At 39.8% G+C, this 18621-nt stretch carries 17 protein-coding genes and 2 pseudogenes; 14 read left to right on the forward strand and 5 right to left on the reverse strand.

Going from position 1 to position 18621, the window contains the following annotated elements; translation table 11 throughout:
- Positions 1–13: 13 nt before the first annotated feature.
- From SK629_RS00205 to SK629_RS12890, 5 genes and pseudogenes are all read left to right on the forward strand, one after another.
- On the forward strand, positions 14–829 hold the full coding sequence (locus SK629_RS00205; RefSeq protein ID WP_042900066.1) for a PrsW family intramembrane metalloprotease: 816 nt from the start codon (positions 14–16) through the stop codon (positions 827–829).
- Positions 830–973: 144 nt separating this feature from the next.
- Positions 974–1942: a ribose-phosphate diphosphokinase gene (locus SK629_RS00210; protein WP_033682853.1), complete on the forward strand. Its 969-nt coding sequence runs from the start codon at positions 974–976 to the stop codon at positions 1940–1942.
- Between the two features lie 117 nt (positions 1943–2059).
- Positions 2060–3058, forward strand: coding sequence for an Rpn family recombination-promoting nuclease/putative transposase (locus SK629_RS00215; protein WP_042900067.1), 999 nt, complete (start codon positions 2060–2062; stop codon positions 3056–3058).
- A pseudogene (locus SK629_RS12910) lies at positions 3055–3471 on the forward strand (flagellar assembly protein H domain protein); the annotation flags it as partial. The gene SK629_RS00215 and the pseudogene SK629_RS12910, both read left to right, overlap by 4 nt.
- A 378-nt stretch (positions 3472–3849) precedes the next feature.
- Entirely contained in the window at positions 3850–5199 is a 1350-nt protein-coding gene (locus SK629_RS12890) for a hypothetical protein (protein WP_275450952.1), read from the forward strand.
- An 81-nt stretch (positions 5200–5280) separates the two neighbouring features.
- On the opposite strand, the pseudogene SK629_RS00230 reads toward SK629_RS12890, so the two are convergent.
- The 4 genes and pseudogenes from SK629_RS00230 to SK629_RS00240 all read right to left on the reverse strand — a co-directional run.
- Positions 5281–5836, reverse strand: a pseudogene (locus tag SK629_RS00230) (transposase); the annotation flags it as partial.
- 134 nt (positions 5837–5970) lie between these two features.
- The gene (locus SK629_RS12305; protein WP_160165274.1) at positions 5971–6144 is read right to left on the reverse strand and encodes a hypothetical protein; all 174 of its coding nucleotides are present in this window, start codon (positions 6142–6144) and stop codon (positions 5971–5973) included.
- Positions 6145–6297: 153 nt separating this feature from the next.
- A complete protein-coding gene (locus tag SK629_RS00235; RefSeq protein WP_042900070.1) occupies positions 6298–6645 on the reverse strand; it encodes a hypothetical protein in 348 nt (115 codons plus the stop codon).
- A gap of 521 nt (positions 6646–7166) precedes the next feature.
- The gene (locus tag SK629_RS00240; RefSeq protein ID WP_042900071.1) at positions 7167–8078 is read right to left on the reverse strand and encodes an Rpn family recombination-promoting nuclease/putative transposase; all 912 of its coding nucleotides are present in this window, start codon (positions 8076–8078) and stop codon (positions 7167–7169) included.
- A gap of 147 nt (positions 8079–8225) precedes the next feature.
- Here SK629_RS00240 and polA point away from each other — a divergent pair, with 147 nt between their 5' ends.
- On the forward strand, positions 8226–10859 hold the full coding sequence (gene polA / locus SK629_RS00245) for a DNA polymerase I (RefSeq protein WP_042900186.1): 2634 nt from the start codon (positions 8226–8228) through the stop codon (positions 10857–10859).
- An 85-nt stretch (positions 10860–10944) separates the two neighbouring features.
- Positions 10945–11382 (forward strand): CoA-binding protein, encoded by a 438-nt coding sequence (locus SK629_RS00250; protein ID WP_042900072.1) that lies wholly within the window; start codon positions 10945–10947, stop codon positions 11380–11382.
- A 31-nt stretch (positions 11383–11413) separates the two neighbouring features.
- On the opposite strand, the gene SK629_RS00255 is transcribed toward SK629_RS00250, so the two are convergent.
- Positions 11414–12424 carry a YeiH family protein gene (locus SK629_RS00255; protein ID WP_042900073.1) on the reverse strand — a complete coding sequence of 337 codons (1011 nt, stop codon included), beginning with the start codon at positions 12422–12424 and terminating at the stop codon, positions 11414–11416.
- A gap of 570 nt (positions 12425–12994) precedes the next feature.
- Between SK629_RS00255 and SK629_RS00260 the strand changes: the two genes are divergently transcribed.
- From SK629_RS00260 to SK629_RS00285, 7 genes are all read left to right on the forward strand, one after another.
- A complete protein-coding gene (locus tag SK629_RS00260; RefSeq protein WP_042900074.1) occupies positions 12995–14164 on the forward strand; it encodes a pyridoxal phosphate-dependent aminotransferase in 1170 nt (389 codons plus the stop codon).
- Positions 14161–14931: a DNA repair protein RecO gene (recO, locus tag SK629_RS00265; RefSeq protein ID WP_042900075.1), complete on the forward strand. Its 771-nt coding sequence runs from the start codon at positions 14161–14163 to the stop codon at positions 14929–14931. Before SK629_RS00260 ends, recO begins: the two co-directional genes overlap by 4 nt.
- Positions 14928–15920 carry a phosphate acyltransferase PlsX gene (gene plsX, locus SK629_RS00270; protein WP_042900076.1) on the forward strand — a complete coding sequence of 331 codons (993 nt, stop codon included), beginning with the start codon at positions 14928–14930 and terminating at the stop codon, positions 15918–15920. The genes recO and plsX overlap by 4 nt, the downstream gene beginning before the upstream one ends.
- A 5-nt stretch (positions 15921–15925) precedes the next feature.
- Entirely contained in the window at positions 15926–16159 is a 234-nt protein-coding gene (locus SK629_RS00275; protein ID WP_000136445.1) for an acyl carrier protein, read from the forward strand.
- A 122-nt stretch (positions 16160–16281) separates the two neighbouring features.
- The gene (locus SK629_RS12385) at positions 16282–16443 is read left to right on the forward strand and encodes a hypothetical protein (protein WP_185776750.1); all 162 of its coding nucleotides are present in this window, start codon (positions 16282–16284) and stop codon (positions 16441–16443) included.
- Between the two features lie 3 nt (positions 16444–16446).
- Positions 16447–17103 (forward strand): hypothetical protein, encoded by a 657-nt coding sequence (locus SK629_RS00280; protein ID WP_042900077.1) that lies wholly within the window; start codon positions 16447–16449, stop codon positions 17101–17103.
- A 333-nt stretch (positions 17104–17436) separates the two neighbouring features.
- Entirely contained in the window at positions 17437–18606 is a 1170-nt protein-coding gene (locus tag SK629_RS00285) for an N-acetylmuramoyl-L-alanine amidase family protein (protein WP_042900078.1), read from the forward strand.
- Positions 18607–18621: the final 15 nt, after the last annotated feature.

The raw sequence follows: 18621 nt of genomic DNA on the forward strand, positions 1-18621 counted from the left end.
AGAAAGAAAGTGTATGAAGAAAAACAGTATTTTATTTATTTTTATCTTATTGCTATGTATTGGTTTACAGTATGAAACCATCTACTATACGGATGGTTCGATGTCAGCTGCGGAATATGGACTAATGGGAGTTTCTATCTTTCTAGCTCTCTTTTACATGATTCCAGCTCTTTATTTCCTTTTCCGTATTGGGAAAAAATGGGAATTGCCAAAGAATGCCTTGATCTTACCTTTATTGGGTGGGATGTTCCTTTCAGGCTGGTTGTCTAGCTTTGCGAATACCTATATCCATGATTTGCTGGGGGTTCTTTTCCCAGATAGTACATTTTTAAATGCCTTTGAAAGTGCGATTGTGGCTCCTTTGGTAGAAGAACCCTTGAAATTGTTGCCACTTGTCTTTGTTTTAGCTTTGATTCCTGTGCGAAAATTAAAATCTTTGTTTTTACTTGGGATTGCTTCTGGTTTGGGATTCCAAATGATTGAGGATATTGGTTATATTCGTACGGATTTGCCAGAGGGATTTGACTTTACTATTTCGAGAATTTTAGAGCGTATCATCTCAGGTATTGCCTCTCATTGGACTTTTTCAGGTCTGGCGGTAGTAGGTGTTTACTTGCTTTACAGAGCTTATAAAGGACAGAAGGTTTACAAGAAACAGGGGCTTGTTTTCCTAGGTTTAGCCTTGGGAACTCACTTCCTGTTTAACTCTCCTTTTGTGGAGTTGGAGACAGAGTTGCCATTAGCGATTCCAGTAGTTACGGCTATTACTCTTTACGGTTTTTATCAGGCTTGTCGCTTTGTTGAGAAGCATAATGAGTTGATGAACTAGAATATTTTTCAAAAGAATGATGCAAGGGTACAAATATGGTGCCCTTCTTTTATTTTTGATTGAAAAATAGTGCAAAAAGCGCTACAATGGTAAATGGAAAATCTTGTGAAAAGCACAAGCGATACATATATACCGGAGGAAATCATGTCTTTTTCTGATTTAAAGCTGTTTGCCCTTTCTTCTAATCAAGAATTGGCAAAACGTGTAGCGCAGGAGATTGGGATAGAGTTGGGAAAATCAAGTGTTCGTCAATTTTCAGATGGAGAGATTCAGGTCAACATCGAAGAATCAATCCGTGGGAAACACGTCTTTATCCTACAATCAACTAGTTCGCCTGTAAATGACAATCTGCTTGAAATTTTGATTATGGTAGATGCTTTGAAGCGTGCGAGTGCAGAATCTGTCAATGTTGTCATGCCTTACTATGGGTATGCACGTCAGGATAGAAAGGCGAGAGCGCGTGAGCCAATCACTTCAAAACTTGTCGCAAATATGCTTGAAGTAGCTGGAGTGGATCGTTTATTGACCATCGACTTGCATGCTGCGCAGATTCAAGGATTCTTTGATATTCCTGTGGATCACTTGATGGGAGCTCCTCTGATTGCGGATTATTTTGAGCGTCGTGGCATGGTTGGTTCTGACTATGTGGTTGTCAGCCCAGACCATGGAGGGGTGACTCGTGCTCGTAAGTTGGCAGAATTTTTGAAAACATCTATTGCTATCATTGACAAACGTCGTAGCGTTGATAAGATGAATACTAGTGAAGTCATGAACATCATCGGTAAGGTTGAAGGCAAGACTTGTATCTTGATTGATGATATGATTGATACGGCTGGAACCATTTGTCATGCGGCAGATGCCCTTGCAGAAGCTGGTGCTGTTGAAGTCTATGCAAGCTGTACGCACCCAGTTCTTTCTGGTCCTGCTATGGACAATATCCAAAAATCAGCTATTAAGAAATTGGTTGTTTTGGATACAATCTATCTTCCAGAAGAACGTTTGATTGATAAGATTGAGCAGATTTCAATCGCTCATCTATTAGGGGATGCTATCGTGCGTATCCATGAAAAACGCCCGCTTTCTCCACTTTTTAGTATTGAGAAAAAGATTTAATGACCAAGCCTGAGATAATTCTCAGGTTTTTTCGTCTCTTTTTCGAATAAATAGATAGTAGCAGTGAATCTAGTAAAATTAGATTTAAAAATGTGCTATAATGAAAGGAGAAGAAATATGACTGTACGTCATCCGGGCATCAGCCCGACCAATGATTTGGTTGCTAAAAAAATCTTCAGCAATCCAGAAATCACTTGTCAATTTATTCGCGATATGCTGGACTTGCCAGCCAAAAATGTGACTATTTTGGAGGGAAGCAACATTCATGTCTTGCCTTCCCTGCCGTACTCAGCTCAGGATTTCTATACCAGTATAGACGTTTTAGCTGAACTAGATAATGGAACGCAAGTAATCATTGAGATTCAAGTGCATCATCAGAATTTTTTCATCAATCGCCTGTGGGCTTACCTGTGCAGTCAGGTCAATCAAATCCTCGAAAAAATTCGTCAGCAAGAGGGTAATACTCATCAGAGTTACAAGCATATCGCGCCTGTTTACGCTATCGCAATCGTAGACAGTAATTATTTTCAAGATGACTTAGCCTTTCACAGTTTTAGTATGCGCGAAGACACGACAGGTGAAACCTTAACCATCACAAATAATGGACAAGAAAACCATCTAGTCAAGATGGCATTCTTGGAACTAAAAAAATACAGAGAAACCAGCAAAGATAGCATTCGCAAGCCATGGTTGGAGTTTTTTGGGAACAAACCCTTTACCCAGCAACCTGAGCGAGCCATCAGCCAGGCAGACCAACTGCTAGACTACAAGAGCTGGTCCGAGGAGGATAGGAAAATGTTTAGTGAACAACGCAGACGCGAAGAACAAGCCTTGTTAGCACAGGACTATGCCTTGGAACAAGCTGAAGAAAGAGGATTAGAACGTGGTATTGAACAAGGTCTAGAGCGCGGCCTTGAACGTGGCCGTGCTGAGGGGATTGAACAAGGACTGGAACAAGGACTGAAACGTGGACGAGCAGAGGGGATCGAAGAGGGATTAAAAGTAGGTCTAGTAAATCTCGTTCGTCAAGGCCTTCTGACTTCAGAGGTTGCTAGCCAGCAGTTGAGAATGACTGTCGCTGAGTTTGAAGAACTATTGAAAGAGCATCGCAAATAAGAACTAAAAAATACAGAGAAACCAGCAAAGATAGTATTCGCAAGCCGTGGTTGGAGTTTTTCGGTAATAAGCCCTTTACTCAGCAACCTGAGCGAGCCATCAGCCAAGCAGACCAACTGCTAGACTACAAGAGCTGGTCCGAGGAGGACAGGAAAATGTTTAGTGAACAACGCAGACGCGAAGAACAAGCCTTGTTAGCGCAGGACTATGCCTTGGAACAAGCTGAAGAAAGAGGATTAGAACGTGGCCTTGAACGTGGTCGTGCAGAGGGTCGTGAACAAGGACGAGAAGAAGGCATTGAAGAGGGATTAAAAGTAGGTTTAGTAAATCTAGTACGTCAAGGTCTTCTAACACCTGAGGTTGCGAGTGAGCAATTGGGCATGTCAGTAGCTGAGTTTGAGTCATTGCTATGAGCTCACACCTTAGTTATAGTAGAAAGTTAATGAAATGGCGAGTTAATTCCAAAATACTTGCCATTTTTGCTTGACATTTGATAGGGGTTATAGGATAATACCATAGAAGTGAGTTCTGTCTAACTATCTATGTGGATTAGATATGAGAGATTTGACTCAGGGTTTAAGAAATTTGTGAGATTTTCACTTGGAAGACACGGTATTTGAAGGGTATTTCATCTCACAAAGGTGTTTTTTTAACCTTTTTTGAAAAAATAGCTGAAAAGTTTAAAAAATTGAAGAAAACCCTTGACAAATCCTGCAAATATTTATATACTGTATGGTAGTAAGATAGTCTTACGAAAAAATATTTTAAAGAAAAACAAAGGAGATAAAACGATGAAAAAAGTTTTATTGACAAGCGCAGTCGCACTCGCAGCATTTGGTGCTGTACAAGCTGTTTCAGCTGAGGATTATACAGTTGATTACAACAAACAACAACAAGCTGAAGCTGATGCTGCAGCTAAAAAAGTAGCAGAAAAGGCAGCTCAGAAAGCAGCAGAAATTACAGCAGCTTTGCAACCAAAAAATAGAGCAGTTCTTGAGACTTATAATAAGTTTCAAGAAGCAGAAAAAGCTTATTCTACTGTAGAAGCACGTCTTCGTGCAGTTCAAGATGAGTTGACAAAACTATATCTTGCTTCAAAAACAATTGCAGATATTGAAGGCGATCTTACTCAGTTTGATAAATATCTAGATGCTTCACAAAAAGCTTTGCAAGTAGCTGAGAAGTTTGTTGACGGATATGCTGAATACACAGATGAAAATGGTGTTACAGTACCTACAACTGTGAAGGCTCTTGAGGATGTACTTAAACAAAAAGGAGACGAGAAAAAAGCTGCTGATAAAGAGTTAGCAGAAGCAGATTTGGATTTAACAAGTGCTCGTCAAGCTGGTCAAAAAGATCCTGCTAAATTAAAAGCACTTGAAGATAGATTTAAAGAAGCTGAAAAGAAATCAAAAGATGCAGGTAAAGAACTTGCAACTGCGGAAAAACGTTACAAAGAATCTGTTGCAAAACAAGATGCTTCAATTGTTGAAGTAGCAGAAATTACTGCTCGTATTGCTGCAATTCAAGCAAAACAATCTAATGACGCTGTTGGTTATGGTCGTGCAGTTGCAGGATTAGATCGCAAACTTAACGAAAAAGAAGCAGAAAAAGAAAAACTTATTGCAGAAGTAGGAACAGCTCGTGGAACTCGTGATAGTGCTAAGGTCGCATTTGAAGCAGCTGAAAAAGCAGCAAAAGTAGCTTATGCTGAGTATGGTTTGACATATAATCTTGATTCTATCACTGCATCTAATGATGTTCCAAGCCAAGTAAAAGTTGGTTGGGTTAAAGATGATAAAGGACAATGGAGTTATGTTGTCAATACAAAAGGTCAAAAAGCTACTGGTTGGCAATTAGTTGATGGTGCATGGTACCACTTTAACGCTGAAGGCGTAATGCAAAAATGGTGGGTTAAAGATGGTAACACTTGGTACTACCTAAACGGTTCAGGTGTAATGCAAACTGGTTGGTTGCAAGACGGTGGTAAATGGTATTACCTTGAAAACTCAGGTGCTATGAAAGCTGACCAATGGTTTGAAGTTGGTGGTAAATGGTACTACGTTGACGGTTCAGGTGCCCTTGCAGTAAATACTACTGTAAATGGTTACACTGTAAACGGAAACGGTGAATGGGTTTAATTTTAAATAGTTAAATCATAACAGGAGAGAAATCTCCTGTTTTTTTGGGTTCTTTGTCAACTGTAGTGGGTTGAAGAAAAGCTAAGCTCGAGAAAGGATAAATTTCGTCCTTTCTTTTTTGATATTCAGAGCTATAAAAATCCGTTTTTTGAAGTTTTCAAAGTTCCGAAAACCAAGGCATTGCGTTTGATAAGTTTGATGAGATTATTGGTCGCTTCTAATTTGGCATTAGAATAGGGTAACTGAAGGGCATTGACGATTTTCTCTTTGTCCTTTAGAAATGTTTTAAAGACAGTCTTAAAAAGAGGATAAACCTTCTTTAGATTGTCCTCAATAAGTCCGAAAATTTCTCAGACTCTTTATTCTGAAAGTGAAAAAGCAAGAGTTGATAGAGATGATAGTGGTGTTTCAAGTCTTCTGAATAGCTCAAAAGCTTGTCTAGGATTTCTTTATTCGTCAAGTGCATACGAAAAGTAGGGTAATAAAAAGGTTTATCGCTGAGTTTCTGACTATCTTGTTGGATGAGTTTCCAGTAGCGTTTGATAGCCTTGTATTCATGGGATTTTCGCTCAAATTGATTTATGATTTGGGCACGAACACGACTTATAGCACGGCTTAAGTGTTGAACAATGTGAAAAGCCAGCGTCTTTGGGAGCTGGCTGGTAATTTTGGCTTATAGCACTAGTACAAACCATCCGTTAGATGGCTGGTTGTGATTTAGAAGCTAGTTTTTGTCTGGCCTCTTTTATACAACTTTTTACCAATTATTTTTTAATCTAAATTATTAAAGTTGTCTAATTCTATACGTAATTTTGATTCAATATTCTCTAAATTTTTCAAAATATCACTATTATTTTCTTTAATCGTACTTGCAAGTTTTGAAACAAGATACAGTTCATCCTCTATTTTTCCTTTAAGGATTTTAGTTTGATTTTTCGTTTTCATATCTAATTCTTTTTTTATTAGAGAAATTGAAATACTCATAAATACTGAAAGAATAATTAAACAAATCAATGTTAATATGATAAGCTTTATCCAAAAAGGCAAATTCTTAATCCAAACATAATCATTAAGTGGAGTAAAAAAATTTAAATTACTTTATTCTAGTATAATTACAGCAGCATACTCAGAAATATATATGATATTAAATAGTAATTTTGTAACCGCTCCTATTTTAGTTAGTTCCTTCTTTTTCTCATTTTCAGTTTCAGCCTCTACAAATTTAAAAATATTATCAATTACATAGTTTATACCAACTCCTACCCCAATTGTATAAAATGTTTTAATTGAGTCTGATAAATTTGTAACACTTCCCGTACTAATAAGCAGTGTAGGAAAAATAATAAAAAATATAGCTAAAAAATAAATAAATAATCCAAATGGTTCATTTTTATAAGCATTTCTTAAAGTTTTTATTCCTATAATCGTACAAATTATAAAGTACACCAAAAAATATAAACTATAAAATAAAGCAAAATTTTTCTGAATTATATATTGTAAGAATAAGAAGAATGAATAAAATCAGAGTTGCAACTAAAAAAATTTTCTCATATGAAAAAATTCTTTTATATTTTTTATTTTGCATAACATAAACCTTTCATTAATGAATGTTTAATTTAAATCGTATATAGAAATTAATTAAATGTCCATATACGATTTAAACTGCATTTCAAATTAAGACACTTCTACTTTAATCCATTGCCTATTATATTTAATTTACTAATAAAAAGAGTATTGCTTTTTAGTATAGAATCTTTATAACTATAGTATATATAATATAGCACTTTATTGTTCTCGAATAAGTTTATTATCTTCTCTCAGTATTTTATTAATGTCCATAGTTTTTCTGGAACCATTTTTAGCAACAATAACTGATAGGTCTTTTATATTAGTAGTGTATGGACCATATTTTTAGTTCCAAGAATGCCATCTTGACTAGATGGTTTCCTTGATCGTTGGTGCTAGTCTTACAACAAGGTCTCAAACTCAGTGACGGTCATGCCCAGCTGTTGACTGGCAACCTCTGAAGTCAGAATGCCTTGACGAACGAGATTTACTAGACCTACTTTTAATCCCTCTTCGATACCCTCTGCTCGTCCTCGTTCCAGTCCTTGTTCAATCCCCTCAGCCCTAGCAGTTTCCAAGGCATAGTCATGAGCGAGTAAGGCTTGTTCTTCACGCATACGTAGTTGACTAAACATTTTCCTGTCCTCCTCGGACCAGCTCTTATAGTCCAGCAGTTGATCTGCTTGGCTGATGGCCCGCTCGGGGTGTTGAGTAAAGGGCTTGTTCCCCAAAAACTCCAACCACGGTTTACGAACCTCGTCTTTGCTGGTTTCTCTATATTTTTTTAGTTCCAAGAATGCCATCTTGACTAGATGGTTTTCTTGTCCATTATTTGTGATGGTTAAGGTTTCACCTGTCGTGTCTTCGCGCATACTAAAACTGTGAAAGGCTAAGTCATCTTGAAAATAATTACTGTCTACGATTGCGATAGCGTAAACAGGCGCGATATGCTTGTAACTCTGATGAGTATTACCCTCTTGCTGACGAATTTTTTCGAGGATTTGATTGACCTGACTGCACAGGTAAGCCCACAGGCGATTGATGAAAAAATTCTGATGATGCACTTGAATCTCAATGATTACTTGCGTTCCATTATCTAGTTCAGCTAAAACGTCTATACTGGTATAGAAATCCTGAGCTGAGTACGGCAGGGAAGGCAAGACATGAATGTTGCTTCCCTCCAAAATAGTCACATTTTTGGCTGGCAAGTCCAGCATATCGCGAATAAATTGACAAGTGATTTCTGGATTGCTGAAGATTTTTTTAGCAACCAAATCATTGGTCGGGCTGATGCCCGGATGACGTACAGCCATATTTCTTCTCCTTTCATTATACCATAGTTTTAAATCTAGTTTTACTAGATTCTCTGGCTCTATCTATTTATTCGGAAAAAGTATGAAAAATACTTGGTCTGGCTCTTTCCAATGGTATTTTTTGGTGCTTTCCTTTATAATGGGTGTATGGATAAGAAAAAATTATTATTGATTGATGGGTCTTCTGTGGCCTTTCGGGCGTTTTTTGCGCTCTATCAGCAGTTGGACCGTTTTAAGAATGCGGCTGGCTTACATACCAATGCGATTTATGGTTTCCAGTTGATGTTGAGCCATTTGTTGGAGCGGGTTGAGCCGAGTCATATCTTGGTGGCTTTTGATGCGGGGAAGACGACCTTCCGTACAGAGATGTATGCGGACTATAAGGGTGGTCGGGCTAAGACTCCTGATGAGTTTCGTGAGCAATTTCCTTTCATTCGTGAGTTGCTGGATCATATGGGGATTCGCCACTATGAGTTGACTCAATATGAGGCGGATGATATCATCGGAACACTGGATAAACTAGCTGAGCAGGCTGGTTTTGATATTACCATTGTCAGTGGGGACAAGGACTTGATTCAGCTGACGGATGAGCATACAGTGGTTGAGATTTCCAAGAAAGGTGTGGCTGAGTTTGAGGCCTTTACGCCAGACTATCTTATGGAAAAGATGGGCATTACACCGACTCAGTTTATCGATCTCAAGGCGCTCATGGGTGATAAGTCGGATAATATCCCTGGGGTGACCAAAATTGGTGAAAAGACGGGTATCAAGCTATTGCTGGAGTATGGTTCGCTTGAAGGTATTTATGAAAATATCGATGGGATGAAGGCTTCTAAGATGAAGGAAAATCTCATCCATGATAAGAAACTGGCCTTTTTGTCGAAAACCCTAGCGACCATTGATACCAAGGCACCGATTGAGATTGGTTTGGAGGATTTGGTTTATAGTGGTCCAGATGTTGAAAATCTCGGGAAATTCTACGATGAGATGGGCTTCAAACAGCTCAAGCAGGCTTTAAATGCATCGTCAGCTGATGTGGCTGAGAGTTTGGACTTTACTATCGTTGACCAAGTCAGTCAAGAGATGCTGAGTGAAGAGTCTATCTTCCATTTTGAGCTTTTTAGTGAGAATTACCATACGGATGATTTGGTTGGATTTGCTTGGTCTTGTGGAGATAAGCTCTATGCCACAGACAAGCTTGAACTTTTGCAAGAGCCGATTTTCAAGGACTTTTTAGAAAAAACATCTCTGAGAGTTTATGACTTTAAGAAGACTAAAGTTCTCTTGAATCGTTTTGGTGTGGATTTGCAGGCTCCTGCCTTTGATAGCCGTTTGGCTAAATACCTCCTTTCGACTGTGGAGGACAATGAAATTGCGACTATTGCTAGTCTTTATGGTCAGACTTACTTGGTCGATGATGAGACTTTCTATGGTAAGGGGGTCAAGAAGGCCATTCCTGAACGCGAGAAATTCTTGGAATACTTGGCTCGTAAGCTTGCTGTTTTGGTTGAAACAGAGCCTATTTTGCTTGAAAAACTCAGTGAAAATGGGCAATTAGAGCTTCTCTATGATATGGAGCAACCTCTGGCCTTTGTCCTTGCTAAGATGGAAATCGCTGGGATTAGGGTCAAGAAAGAGACCTTACTTGAGATGCAGGCTGAAAATGAGCTTGTTATTGAAAAACTGACTCAAGAGATTTACGAGTTAGCTGGTGAGGAGTTTAATATCAACTCGCCTAAGCAGTTGGGCGTGCTTCTTTTTGAAAAGCTTGGTCTTCCTCTAGAATACACCAAGAAAACCAAGACTGGTTATTCGACAGCGGTGGATGTGTTAGAGCGTCTGGCTCCTATTGCACCGATTGTTAAGAAAATCCTGGATTACCGTCAGATTGCCAAGATTCAATCGACTTATGTAATTGGTTTGCAGGACTGGATTTTGGCTGATGGTAAGATTCATACCCGCTATGTGCAGGATTTAACCCAGACTGGGCGTCTGTCTAGTGTGGATCCAAACTTGCAAAATATCCCTGTGCGTTTGGAGCAAGGCCGTCTCATTCGGAAGGCTTTTGTACCTGAGTGGGAGGATAGTGTCCTTCTCAGCTCCGACTATTCACAGATTGAATTGCGTGTTTTGGCGCATATTTCTAAGGATGAGCACTTGATTAAGGCATTCCAAGAGGGGGCAGATATCCATACTTCGACAGCCATGCGTGTCTTTGGTATTGAACGTCCTGAGGATGTGACTGCAAACGATCGTCGTAATGCCAAGGCAGTTAACTTTGGAGTAGTTTATGGGATTTCAGACTTTGGTTTGTCTAATAATCTGGGCATCAGCCGTAAGGAGGCTAAAGTCTACATTGATACCTACTTTGAACGTTTCCCAGGTATTAAAAACTACATGGATGAGGTGGTGCGTGAGGCGCGTGATAAGGGCTATGTAGAGACCCTCTTCAAGCGTCGTCGTGAGTTACCAGATATCAATTCGCGTAACTTTAATATTCGAGGTTTTGCGGAGCGGACAGCCATCAACTCCCCTATTCAGGGATCTGCGGCAGATATTCTCAAGATTGCCATGATTCAGCTAGACAAGGCTCTGGTTGAAGGTGGTTACCAGACCAAGATGCTGTTACAAGTGCACGATGAAATCGTCCTTGAAGTTCCGAAATCTGAATTGGCAGAGATGAAAAAATTGGTCAAACAAACCATGGAAGAAGCCATTCAACTCAGTGTTCCCCTCATTGCAGACGAAAATGAAGGGGCAACCTGGTACGAGGCCAAATAAAAAGGGGGATAGTCCTCCTTTTTTTGTAGTAGAATTCTGCAAGCCTTTTCAAAATATGCTATACTGATGAAAAAGGAGGATTTCTATGAGTCAAGAATTTATCAATCCAAGTGATGGTGTGATTCGTCAGTATCTAGCAACGAGTAAAACCCTTGCTGTAGTGGGTTTATCAGACCGTGAGGAAACAACCAGCAATCGAGTGACCAAGGAAATGCAAGCTCGAGGTTATAAAATCATCCCAGTCAATCCCAAGGCGGCAGGTGGCGAAATCTTGGGTGAAAAGGCTTATGCCAGCCTCGCTGAGATTCCTTTTCCTGTAGACATTGTCAATGTTTACCGTCGCAGCGAGTTTTTGCCTGATGTGGCGCGTGATTTTCTCAAGGCTGATGCTAAGATTTTTTGGGCGCAGCTAGGACTTGAAAATCTAGAAGCGGAAGAGATTTTGCGTGCTGGTGGATGTGATGACATCGTGATGAATCGTTGCATCAAGAGAGAACATACTCGCTTGATTGAGGAAGCATAAGAAAAAGGTAGCTGATGGGCTACCTTTTGTGTTAGAAAATGCCGATAAGGGTCTGCATCCCGAGACTGGTGAGGATGATGGCAATCCAGCAGATGGCTCCGAGAACAATAGATTTTCCGCTAGATTTAATCATGGCTACCAGATTTGTTTTGAGACCGATAGCACTCATGGCCATGATAATGAGAAATTTGGAGAGTTGTTTGAGAGGAGTAAAGAAACTACTGGACACACTGAGAGAGGTAAGAAGGGTGGTTAGAAGAGATGCAAGGATAAAGTAAAGGATAAAAAGTGGGAAGACTTTTTTCAGTTGCAATCCTTGCTTATTTTCTTGCTCGTGATTTTGCCAGTAGGAGAGAAAGAGAGTGATGGGGATGATAGCAAGGGTTCGTGTGAGTTTGACAATGGTTGCGGATTCGAGGGTATTGGTCTGGTAAAGACTATCCCAGGCGCTGGCTGTGGCGGTTACAGAGGAGGTATCATTGACCGCAGTTCCTGCAAAGAGGGCGAAGCCTTCATTTGATAAGTGAAGCCAGCTTCCTAGAGTCGGAAAGATGAGTGCAGCCAAGACATTGAAGAAAAAGATAACGGAGATTGCTTGGGCTACTTCCTTTTCCTTGGCATGGATAACGGGCGCTGTTGCCGCAATGGCAGAACCACCGCAGATCGAAGACCCCACTCCGATTAAGGTAGCCAGTTTTGTATCCAGTGCAAAGAAGCGCTGGAAGAGGTAGGCAACAATCAAGGCTATTGAAATGGTGGACAGGATGACAGGGAGCGAAGATTGCCCGACTGCGAAGATTTGCGAGATATTGAGACCAAAACCAAGCAAGATAACGGCATACTGGAGCAGTTTTTTAGAACTAAAGGTCAATCCAGCATCCAGTTGTTTATAAGGCGATAGAAAGGGATGGAGAAGCATGCCTATGAAAATCGCAAAAACGGGCGCGCCAATGACAGGGAAGAATCCTCCTAAGTACCAAGATAGGATAGAAATGAGAAGGCAGGCCAAGATGCCTGCTCCATTTTTGGATAGAAATGACATAAAAACCTCCAAATAGAATCTGTTACCATTATAGACTTGTAAATAGGAAAAGTAAAATAGAAAGTGGAGCTAACAATTATTTGACAAGTAGTGCTAATTATGTAATAATAATCTTACAAGAACTGTAACGAAGTCTTGGCAAAAACAAAAATACCAGAGCTCCACCTCTGGTATTTCTTTTTGTCCAGTTACATTAAAACTAAACTCAGGTTATATTTTTTTGTCGCGCTTATCTAACCACTTTCTGACTATCCACTCAGAAATGACATTACCGATAATAGTAATCAGTAACGGTGCTAGAATAGTTGTAACGAAGATTATCAAAACCTCAATACTCGTCGAAAATCTCATGATACGTTGTCATCTTCGGCTTACCTAACTTTAGTTATGCTTTCACCTTGATTCCTAGTCTCATGAGATTTTCATTGAGTATTCTAAAAACATAGTGTTGTAATGAATTTAAATTAACATACTTCAATTTGTTATGCTAGCGTTATTCTATCATGTATTTTTGCGGTCGTGGGGCTTTTGTAGTATAATAGAGATACGTTTTGAAAGTAGGAGGTATCTATGGATTTAACTAAGCGCTTTAATAAACAGTTAGATAAGATTCAAGTTTCGTTGATTCGTCAGTTTGACCAGGCTATTTCGGAGATTCCTGGGGTCTTGCGTTTGACCTTGGGAGAACCTGATTTTACAACGCCAGATCATGTCAAGGAAGCGGCCAAGCGAGCGATTGACCAGAACCAATCCTACTATACAGGGATGAGTGGTCTGCTGACCTTACGTCAGGCGGCCAGTGACTTTGTTAAGGAAAAGTACCAACTGGACTATGCTCCTGAAAATGAAATCTTGGTTACAATTGGGGCGACAGAGGCCTTATCTGCGACTTTGACGGCTATTTTGGAAGAGGGAGACAAGGTGCTTTTGCCAGCTCCTGCTTATCCAGGCTATGAACCGATTGTTAATCTAGTTGGGGCAGAGGTTGTCGAGATTGATACGACTGAAAATAATTTTGTCTTGACTCCTGAGATGTTGGAAAAGGCCATTTTGGAGCAGGGTGATAAGCTCAAAGCGGTTATTCTCAACTATCCAGCCAACCCGACAGGAATTACCTATAGTCGGGAGCAGTTGGAGGCCTTGGCAGACGTTTTACGCAAGTACGAAATTTTCGTTGTCTGTGATGAGGTCTATTCAGAATTGACCTATACGGGCGAAGCCCATGTGTCTCTAGGAACAATGTTGAGAGATCAGGCTATTATTATCAATGGTTTGTCTAAATCGCATGCCATGACCGGTTGGCGTTTGGGTCTGATTTTCGCTCCTGCAGCCTTTACAGCTCAGTTGATTAAGAGTCACCAGTACTTGGTCACTGCCGCAAATACCATGGCCCAACACGCTGCGGTGGAAGCCTTGACGGCTGGTAAAAATGATGCGGAACCTATGAAGAAGGAATACATCCAGCGTCGGGATTATATCATCGAAAAAATGACTGCTCTTGGTTTTGAGATTATCAAACCAGACGGTGCCTTCTATATCTTTGCTAAGATTCCAGCGGGCTATAATCAAGATTCCTTTGCCTTTCTTAAGGATTTTGCTCAGAAGAAGGCTGTTGCCTTTATCCCTGGTGCTGCCTTTGGGCGTTATGGAGAAGGTTATGTTCGCCTGTCTTATGCAGCCAGCATGGAGACTATCAAAGAAGCCATGAAACGACTTGAGGAGTACATGAGAGAAGCATGATTCAGTCTATCACGAGTCAAGGCTTGGTGCTCTACAATCGTAACTTTCGTGAGGATGACAAGTTAGTCAAGATTTTTACAGAGCAGGCTGGCAAGCGCATGTTTTTCGTTAAACACGCTGGTCAGTCTAAGCTAGCTCCTGTTATTCAGCCCTTGGTGTTGGCACGATTTCTCTTACGAATCAATGATGACGGGCTCAGCTACATCGAGGACTATCATGAGGTCATGACCTTTCCCAAGATTAATAGTGACCTCTTTGTCATGGCCTATGCGATCTACGTGGCGGCTCTTGCAGATGCTAGTTTGCAGGACAATCAGCAGGATGCTCCCTTGTTTGCTTTTTTGCAAAAGACTTTGGAGTTGATGGAAGAGGGTTTGGATTATCAGGTTTTGACCAATATTTTTGAAATCCAAATCTTGACCCGATTTGGAATCAGTCTTAATTTTAATGAGTGTGTCTTTTGCCATCGGGTGGGTCAGGCTTTTGACTTTTCTTTCAAATATGGAGCCTGCCTCTGTCCAGAGCATTATCATGAAGATGAGAGACGTTGCCATCTCAATCCCAACATCCCTTATCTGCTCAATCAATTTCAAGCCATTGATTTTGAGACCTTGGAGACCATTTCGCTCAAGCCTGAAATCAAGCAAGAGCTACGCCAATTTATGGATCAGCTTTACGAAGAGTACGTAGGAATTCACCTAAAATCAAAGAAATTTATTGATTCCCTAGCAGAATGGGGTCAATTACTAAAAGAGGAAGACAAATGAAAAAAATCGCAGTAGATGCCATGGGGGGCGATTACGCACCTCAGGCCATCGTTGAGGGGGTCAATCAAGCCCTGGCTGACTTTTCAGATATTGAGGTTCAACTCTACGGAGATGAAAGCAAAATCAAGCAATATCTGACAGCGACAGAGCGCGTCAGCATTATCCATACGGATGAAAAGATTGATTCAGACGATGAACCTACGAGAGCTATTCGGAAGAAGAAAAATGCCAGTATGGTCTTGGCGGCCAAGGCTGTCAAAGAGGGTGAAGCAGACGCTGTCCTCTCGGCTGGGAATACAGGTGCTTTACTAGCAGCAGGATTTTTCATCGTGGGTCGTATCAAGAACATTGACCGACCAGGCCTTATGTCGACCTTGCCGACTGTAGATGGGAAGGGTTTTGACATGCTGGATCTCGGTGCCAATGCGGAGAATACAGCCCAGCACCTCCATCAATACGCGGTTCTAGGTTCCTTCTATGCTAAAAATGTCCGCGGTATTGCGCAACCACGTGTTGGTTTGCTTAACAATGGAACAGAAAGTAGTAAGGGCGACCCGCTTCGTAAGGAAACCTACGAATTACTAGCAGCTGATGAAAGTTTGAACTTTATCGGAAATGTGGAAGCGCGTGATTTGATGAATGGCGTTGCGGATGTTGTCGTGGCAGATGGTTTCACGGGAAACGCTGTGCTCAAATCCATTGAAGGGACAGCCATTGGAATCATGGGCTTGCTCAAGACAGCTATTACAGGTGGTGGTCTTCGAGCGAAACTAGGTGCTCTCCTTCTCAAGGATAGCCTCAGAGGTTTGAAAAAACAGCTCAACTATTCAGATGTTGGTGGAGCAGTCTTGTTTGGCGTCAAGGCACCTGTTGTCAAGACTCATGGCTCAAGCGATTCCAAGGCTGTTTATAGTACAATCCGCCAGATTCGTACCATGCTAGAAACAGACGTAGTTGCCCAGACTGCGTGTGAATTTTCAGGAGAATAAAATAGATGACAGAAAAAGAAATTTTTGACCGTATTGTGACCATTATCCAAGAGCGACAGGGAGAGGACTTTGTCGTAACAGAATCCTTGAGTCTGAAAGACGATTTGGATGCTGACTCAGTTGACTTGATGGAGTTTATCTTGACACTGGAAGATGAATTTAATATCGAAATCAGTGATGAAGAAATTGACCAACTCCAAAGTGTAGGAGATGTGGTTAAAATCATTCAAGCAAAATAGAAATCGAAGTTCCAAGGTAACGAAAGTAGATGGTTTTTAGAAATGAGGAATATCGGATATCCTTGTAAAAATGGGAAAAACACGTTATAATGGACTTAGTAGAAGAGAAAGGAAGTATACTCGTGGCTACATTCAGTATTACTCGTGATATCACACTCACAAAAGAAGATTTTGACAAAATTCAAGCCTCTAAATCAACTGATTTGTTGCTTGATATTATCAAAAAGAATACAGATAAACAAGAACAACCTTCCTTGCTAGGTTTAGAGAAGCTGGTAAGATAAAGTATGAAATTATATGCCTTATCACTAGGGGATGTCATCAAATTCATACGACAAACCGTTATTACTAGAAATCCTGAATATACTAATGAACGGAGAATACGTCAAAAAGTCCGTGAGAACTTCTCTAAGATTGTTTCTGAGCAAGTGTCGTTTGGTAAAAATGAGGATATGTTAGAGTATCTTAAAAATGACGCAATTACAACAGAGCTGACACATAAATCGAGAAATTTTATTATTATTGATCAAGAGATATCAGGAGATAGATTTGAGATTTTAGGTTTTTTTACACTAACATTAAAAATTGTTAATGTTCAAGAATTAGATAATGATAGCAAAAAATCTTTTGTTTTAAGTGGGAAAAACGCGAGAAACTTAAATTATATACCAGGACTTTTGATTGCTCAATTTGGAAGAAATTTACACTTTAATAAAATTACTGGTCAGCAAGTTATGGAATTAGTTGTTGACAAAATTCAATTAGCCCAGAGCATTTTAGGGGGTAAAATGGTTTATTTGGATAGTGTCAATGAAGATAAAGTGATTAATTTTTATAAATCGTTTGGTTTTGTTGAATATGGTGAGATTATTAGGGATAATAAGCACCCTGATGTATACTATCAACCAATGGCTCTTGATATGACAAAAGTGATTGTTGAGTAGATATAGGAGTTCCAAGGCACTTGCTTTGGAATTTTTTATTTGGTTCAAGTGACCGTTTAGGAACAGATTTAGTCTTTCTAGGGACAGTAGAAATCTGAGGAGACATAAGGGATATAATAGAGTCAGAAAAAATCAATCTCCAAAAAGGAGAAAAAAGAAAGGATTTTTATAGAGTTATAGCAATATGGTATAGCTCAAAATACAATTCGTAGATATTGGTAATATTGTATAATCTTTCACAATATTATTGACTTTGACAATGAAAAGTATTAGAATATAGCTAAATAAAGAGGGAAGTCCTCTTATAGCTATTCAATAAAGGAGGAAATGGCTATGAAAAAATCTAAACTACTCACACTTGGTTTGCTTGTAGGTGCTGGTCTACTTTTATCTATCAACCAAGCACAGGCTGCAGATACTTGGGTTAAAAATGGGTCTGACTGGAATCTTTCACAAGATGGTAGTCTCGCTAAGGATAAATGGGTACAAAATGCTGGCTCATGGTATCACTTCGACAGCACTGGTAAAATGCAGACAGGCTGGCTCAAAGACGGAAATACATGGTATTCCCTAGCAGATAGTGGTGCTATGCGTACTGGCTGGTACAAGGAAGGAAGCACATGGTACTCCCTAGCAGATAGTGGCGCCATGCGTACAGGTTGGTACCAAGAAGGGTCTACATGGTACTATCTTCATTTTAGTGGTTCTATGATGACAGGTTGGGAGTTCATAGATGGTAAATGGTCTTACTTTGAAAAATCAGGTGCTATGGTCGCAGATAGAGCTGTTCCAGCCAGTGATGGGGAAAGTTATGTCATTGGTAAGGATGGCTATCTAGCAAATAGAAAAGATGCTGGATACAATATTCATGATATTGTCAAACTTGGAGATGGGCAAGAATATTTGCTAAATGCTAAAGGTGACGATGTTATTATTGAAAAAAACACTTGGTATATTAAACCTGAGTTCAAGAAGTTTTCCGACAAATACGGGGATGAGGTTGCAAATACTACCTTAGCTTTAGTGGATAATAAAGAAGAAGGACAAGAAATTGATTCTAAGGCGGTTGTACAGAACTTCCAAAACTTACCAAATCGCTACTACTTTGATGAAAATGGACATCGTGTGGTTAATATCCCAGCAATGACAACCTATTCAGAGATTAAAAAAGTTGGCAATGATGTTTATTTAGAAAATCCAGGTGCACGACTTCGTCTTGGAGCTACCAGTTTCACAATCAATAACAATAAACTATACTATTTAGAAAATGAGCAAGGTAAGCTCAAAACAGGTTACTTTGTATTAATTGATGATGGTATGGCTACAACCCACTATCACATCCTAGCCTATGCGGATCAATCTGGTGAAATTCTTAAGATGAAACGTTTGCCATCAGGAGTTTCAGATTATCTGGATAAAGAAATCGATGGTTTATACGGTGAAAAAATTAAGATTGAATCTCCACACTCAAACGAATATTATAAAGTGGTTGTGGTTAAATAAAAATAACATCTTCAC

This window comes from Streptococcus mitis (assembly GCF_000722695.1).
In the GTDB taxonomy this organism is placed as follows: domain Bacteria; phylum Bacillota; class Bacilli; order Lactobacillales; family Streptococcaceae; genus Streptococcus; species Streptococcus mitis_O.

Coding starts and splice junctions, on each gene's coding strand:
- SK629_RS00205 (WP_042900066.1), top strand. CDS start 14: ATGAAGAAAAACAGTATTTTATTTATTTTTATCTTATTGCTATGTATT.
- SK629_RS00210 (WP_033682853.1), top strand. CDS start 974: ATGTCTTTTTCTGATTTAAAGCTGTTTGCCCTTTCTTCTAATCAAGAA.
- SK629_RS00215 (WP_042900067.1), top strand. CDS start 2,060: ATGACTGTACGTCATCCGGGCATCAGCCCGACCAATGATTTGGTTGCT.
- SK629_RS12890 (WP_275450952.1), top strand. CDS start 3,850: ATGAAAAAAGTTTTATTGACAAGCGCAGTCGCACTCGCAGCATTTGGT.
- SK629_RS12305 (WP_160165274.1), bottom strand. CDS start 6,144: ATGAAAACGAAAAATCAAACTAAAATCCTTAAAGGAAAAATAGAGGAT.
- SK629_RS00240 (WP_042900071.1), bottom strand. CDS start 8,078: ATGGCTGTACGTCATCCGGGCATCAGCCCGACCAATGATTTGGTTGCT.
- polA (WP_042900186.1), top strand. CDS start 8,226: ATGGATAAGAAAAAATTATTATTGATTGATGGGTCTTCTGTGGCCTTT.
- SK629_RS00250 (WP_042900072.1), top strand. CDS start 10,945: ATGAGTCAAGAATTTATCAATCCAAGTGATGGTGTGATTCGTCAGTAT.
- SK629_RS00255 (WP_042900073.1), bottom strand. CDS start 12,424: ATGTCATTTCTATCCAAAAATGGAGCAGGCATCTTGGCCTGCCTTCTC.
- SK629_RS00260 (WP_042900074.1), top strand. CDS start 12,995: ATGGATTTAACTAAGCGCTTTAATAAACAGTTAGATAAGATTCAAGTT.
- recO (WP_042900075.1), top strand. CDS start 14,161: ATGATTCAGTCTATCACGAGTCAAGGCTTGGTGCTCTACAATCGTAAC.
- plsX (WP_042900076.1), top strand. CDS start 14,928: ATGAAAAAAATCGCAGTAGATGCCATGGGGGGCGATTACGCACCTCAG.
- SK629_RS00275 (WP_000136445.1), top strand. CDS start 15,926: ATGACAGAAAAAGAAATTTTTGACCGTATTGTGACCATTATCCAAGAG.
- SK629_RS00280 (WP_042900077.1), top strand. CDS start 16,447: ATGAAATTATATGCCTTATCACTAGGGGATGTCATCAAATTCATACGA.
- SK629_RS00285 (WP_042900078.1), top strand. CDS start 17,437: ATGAAAAAATCTAAACTACTCACACTTGGTTTGCTTGTAGGTGCTGGT.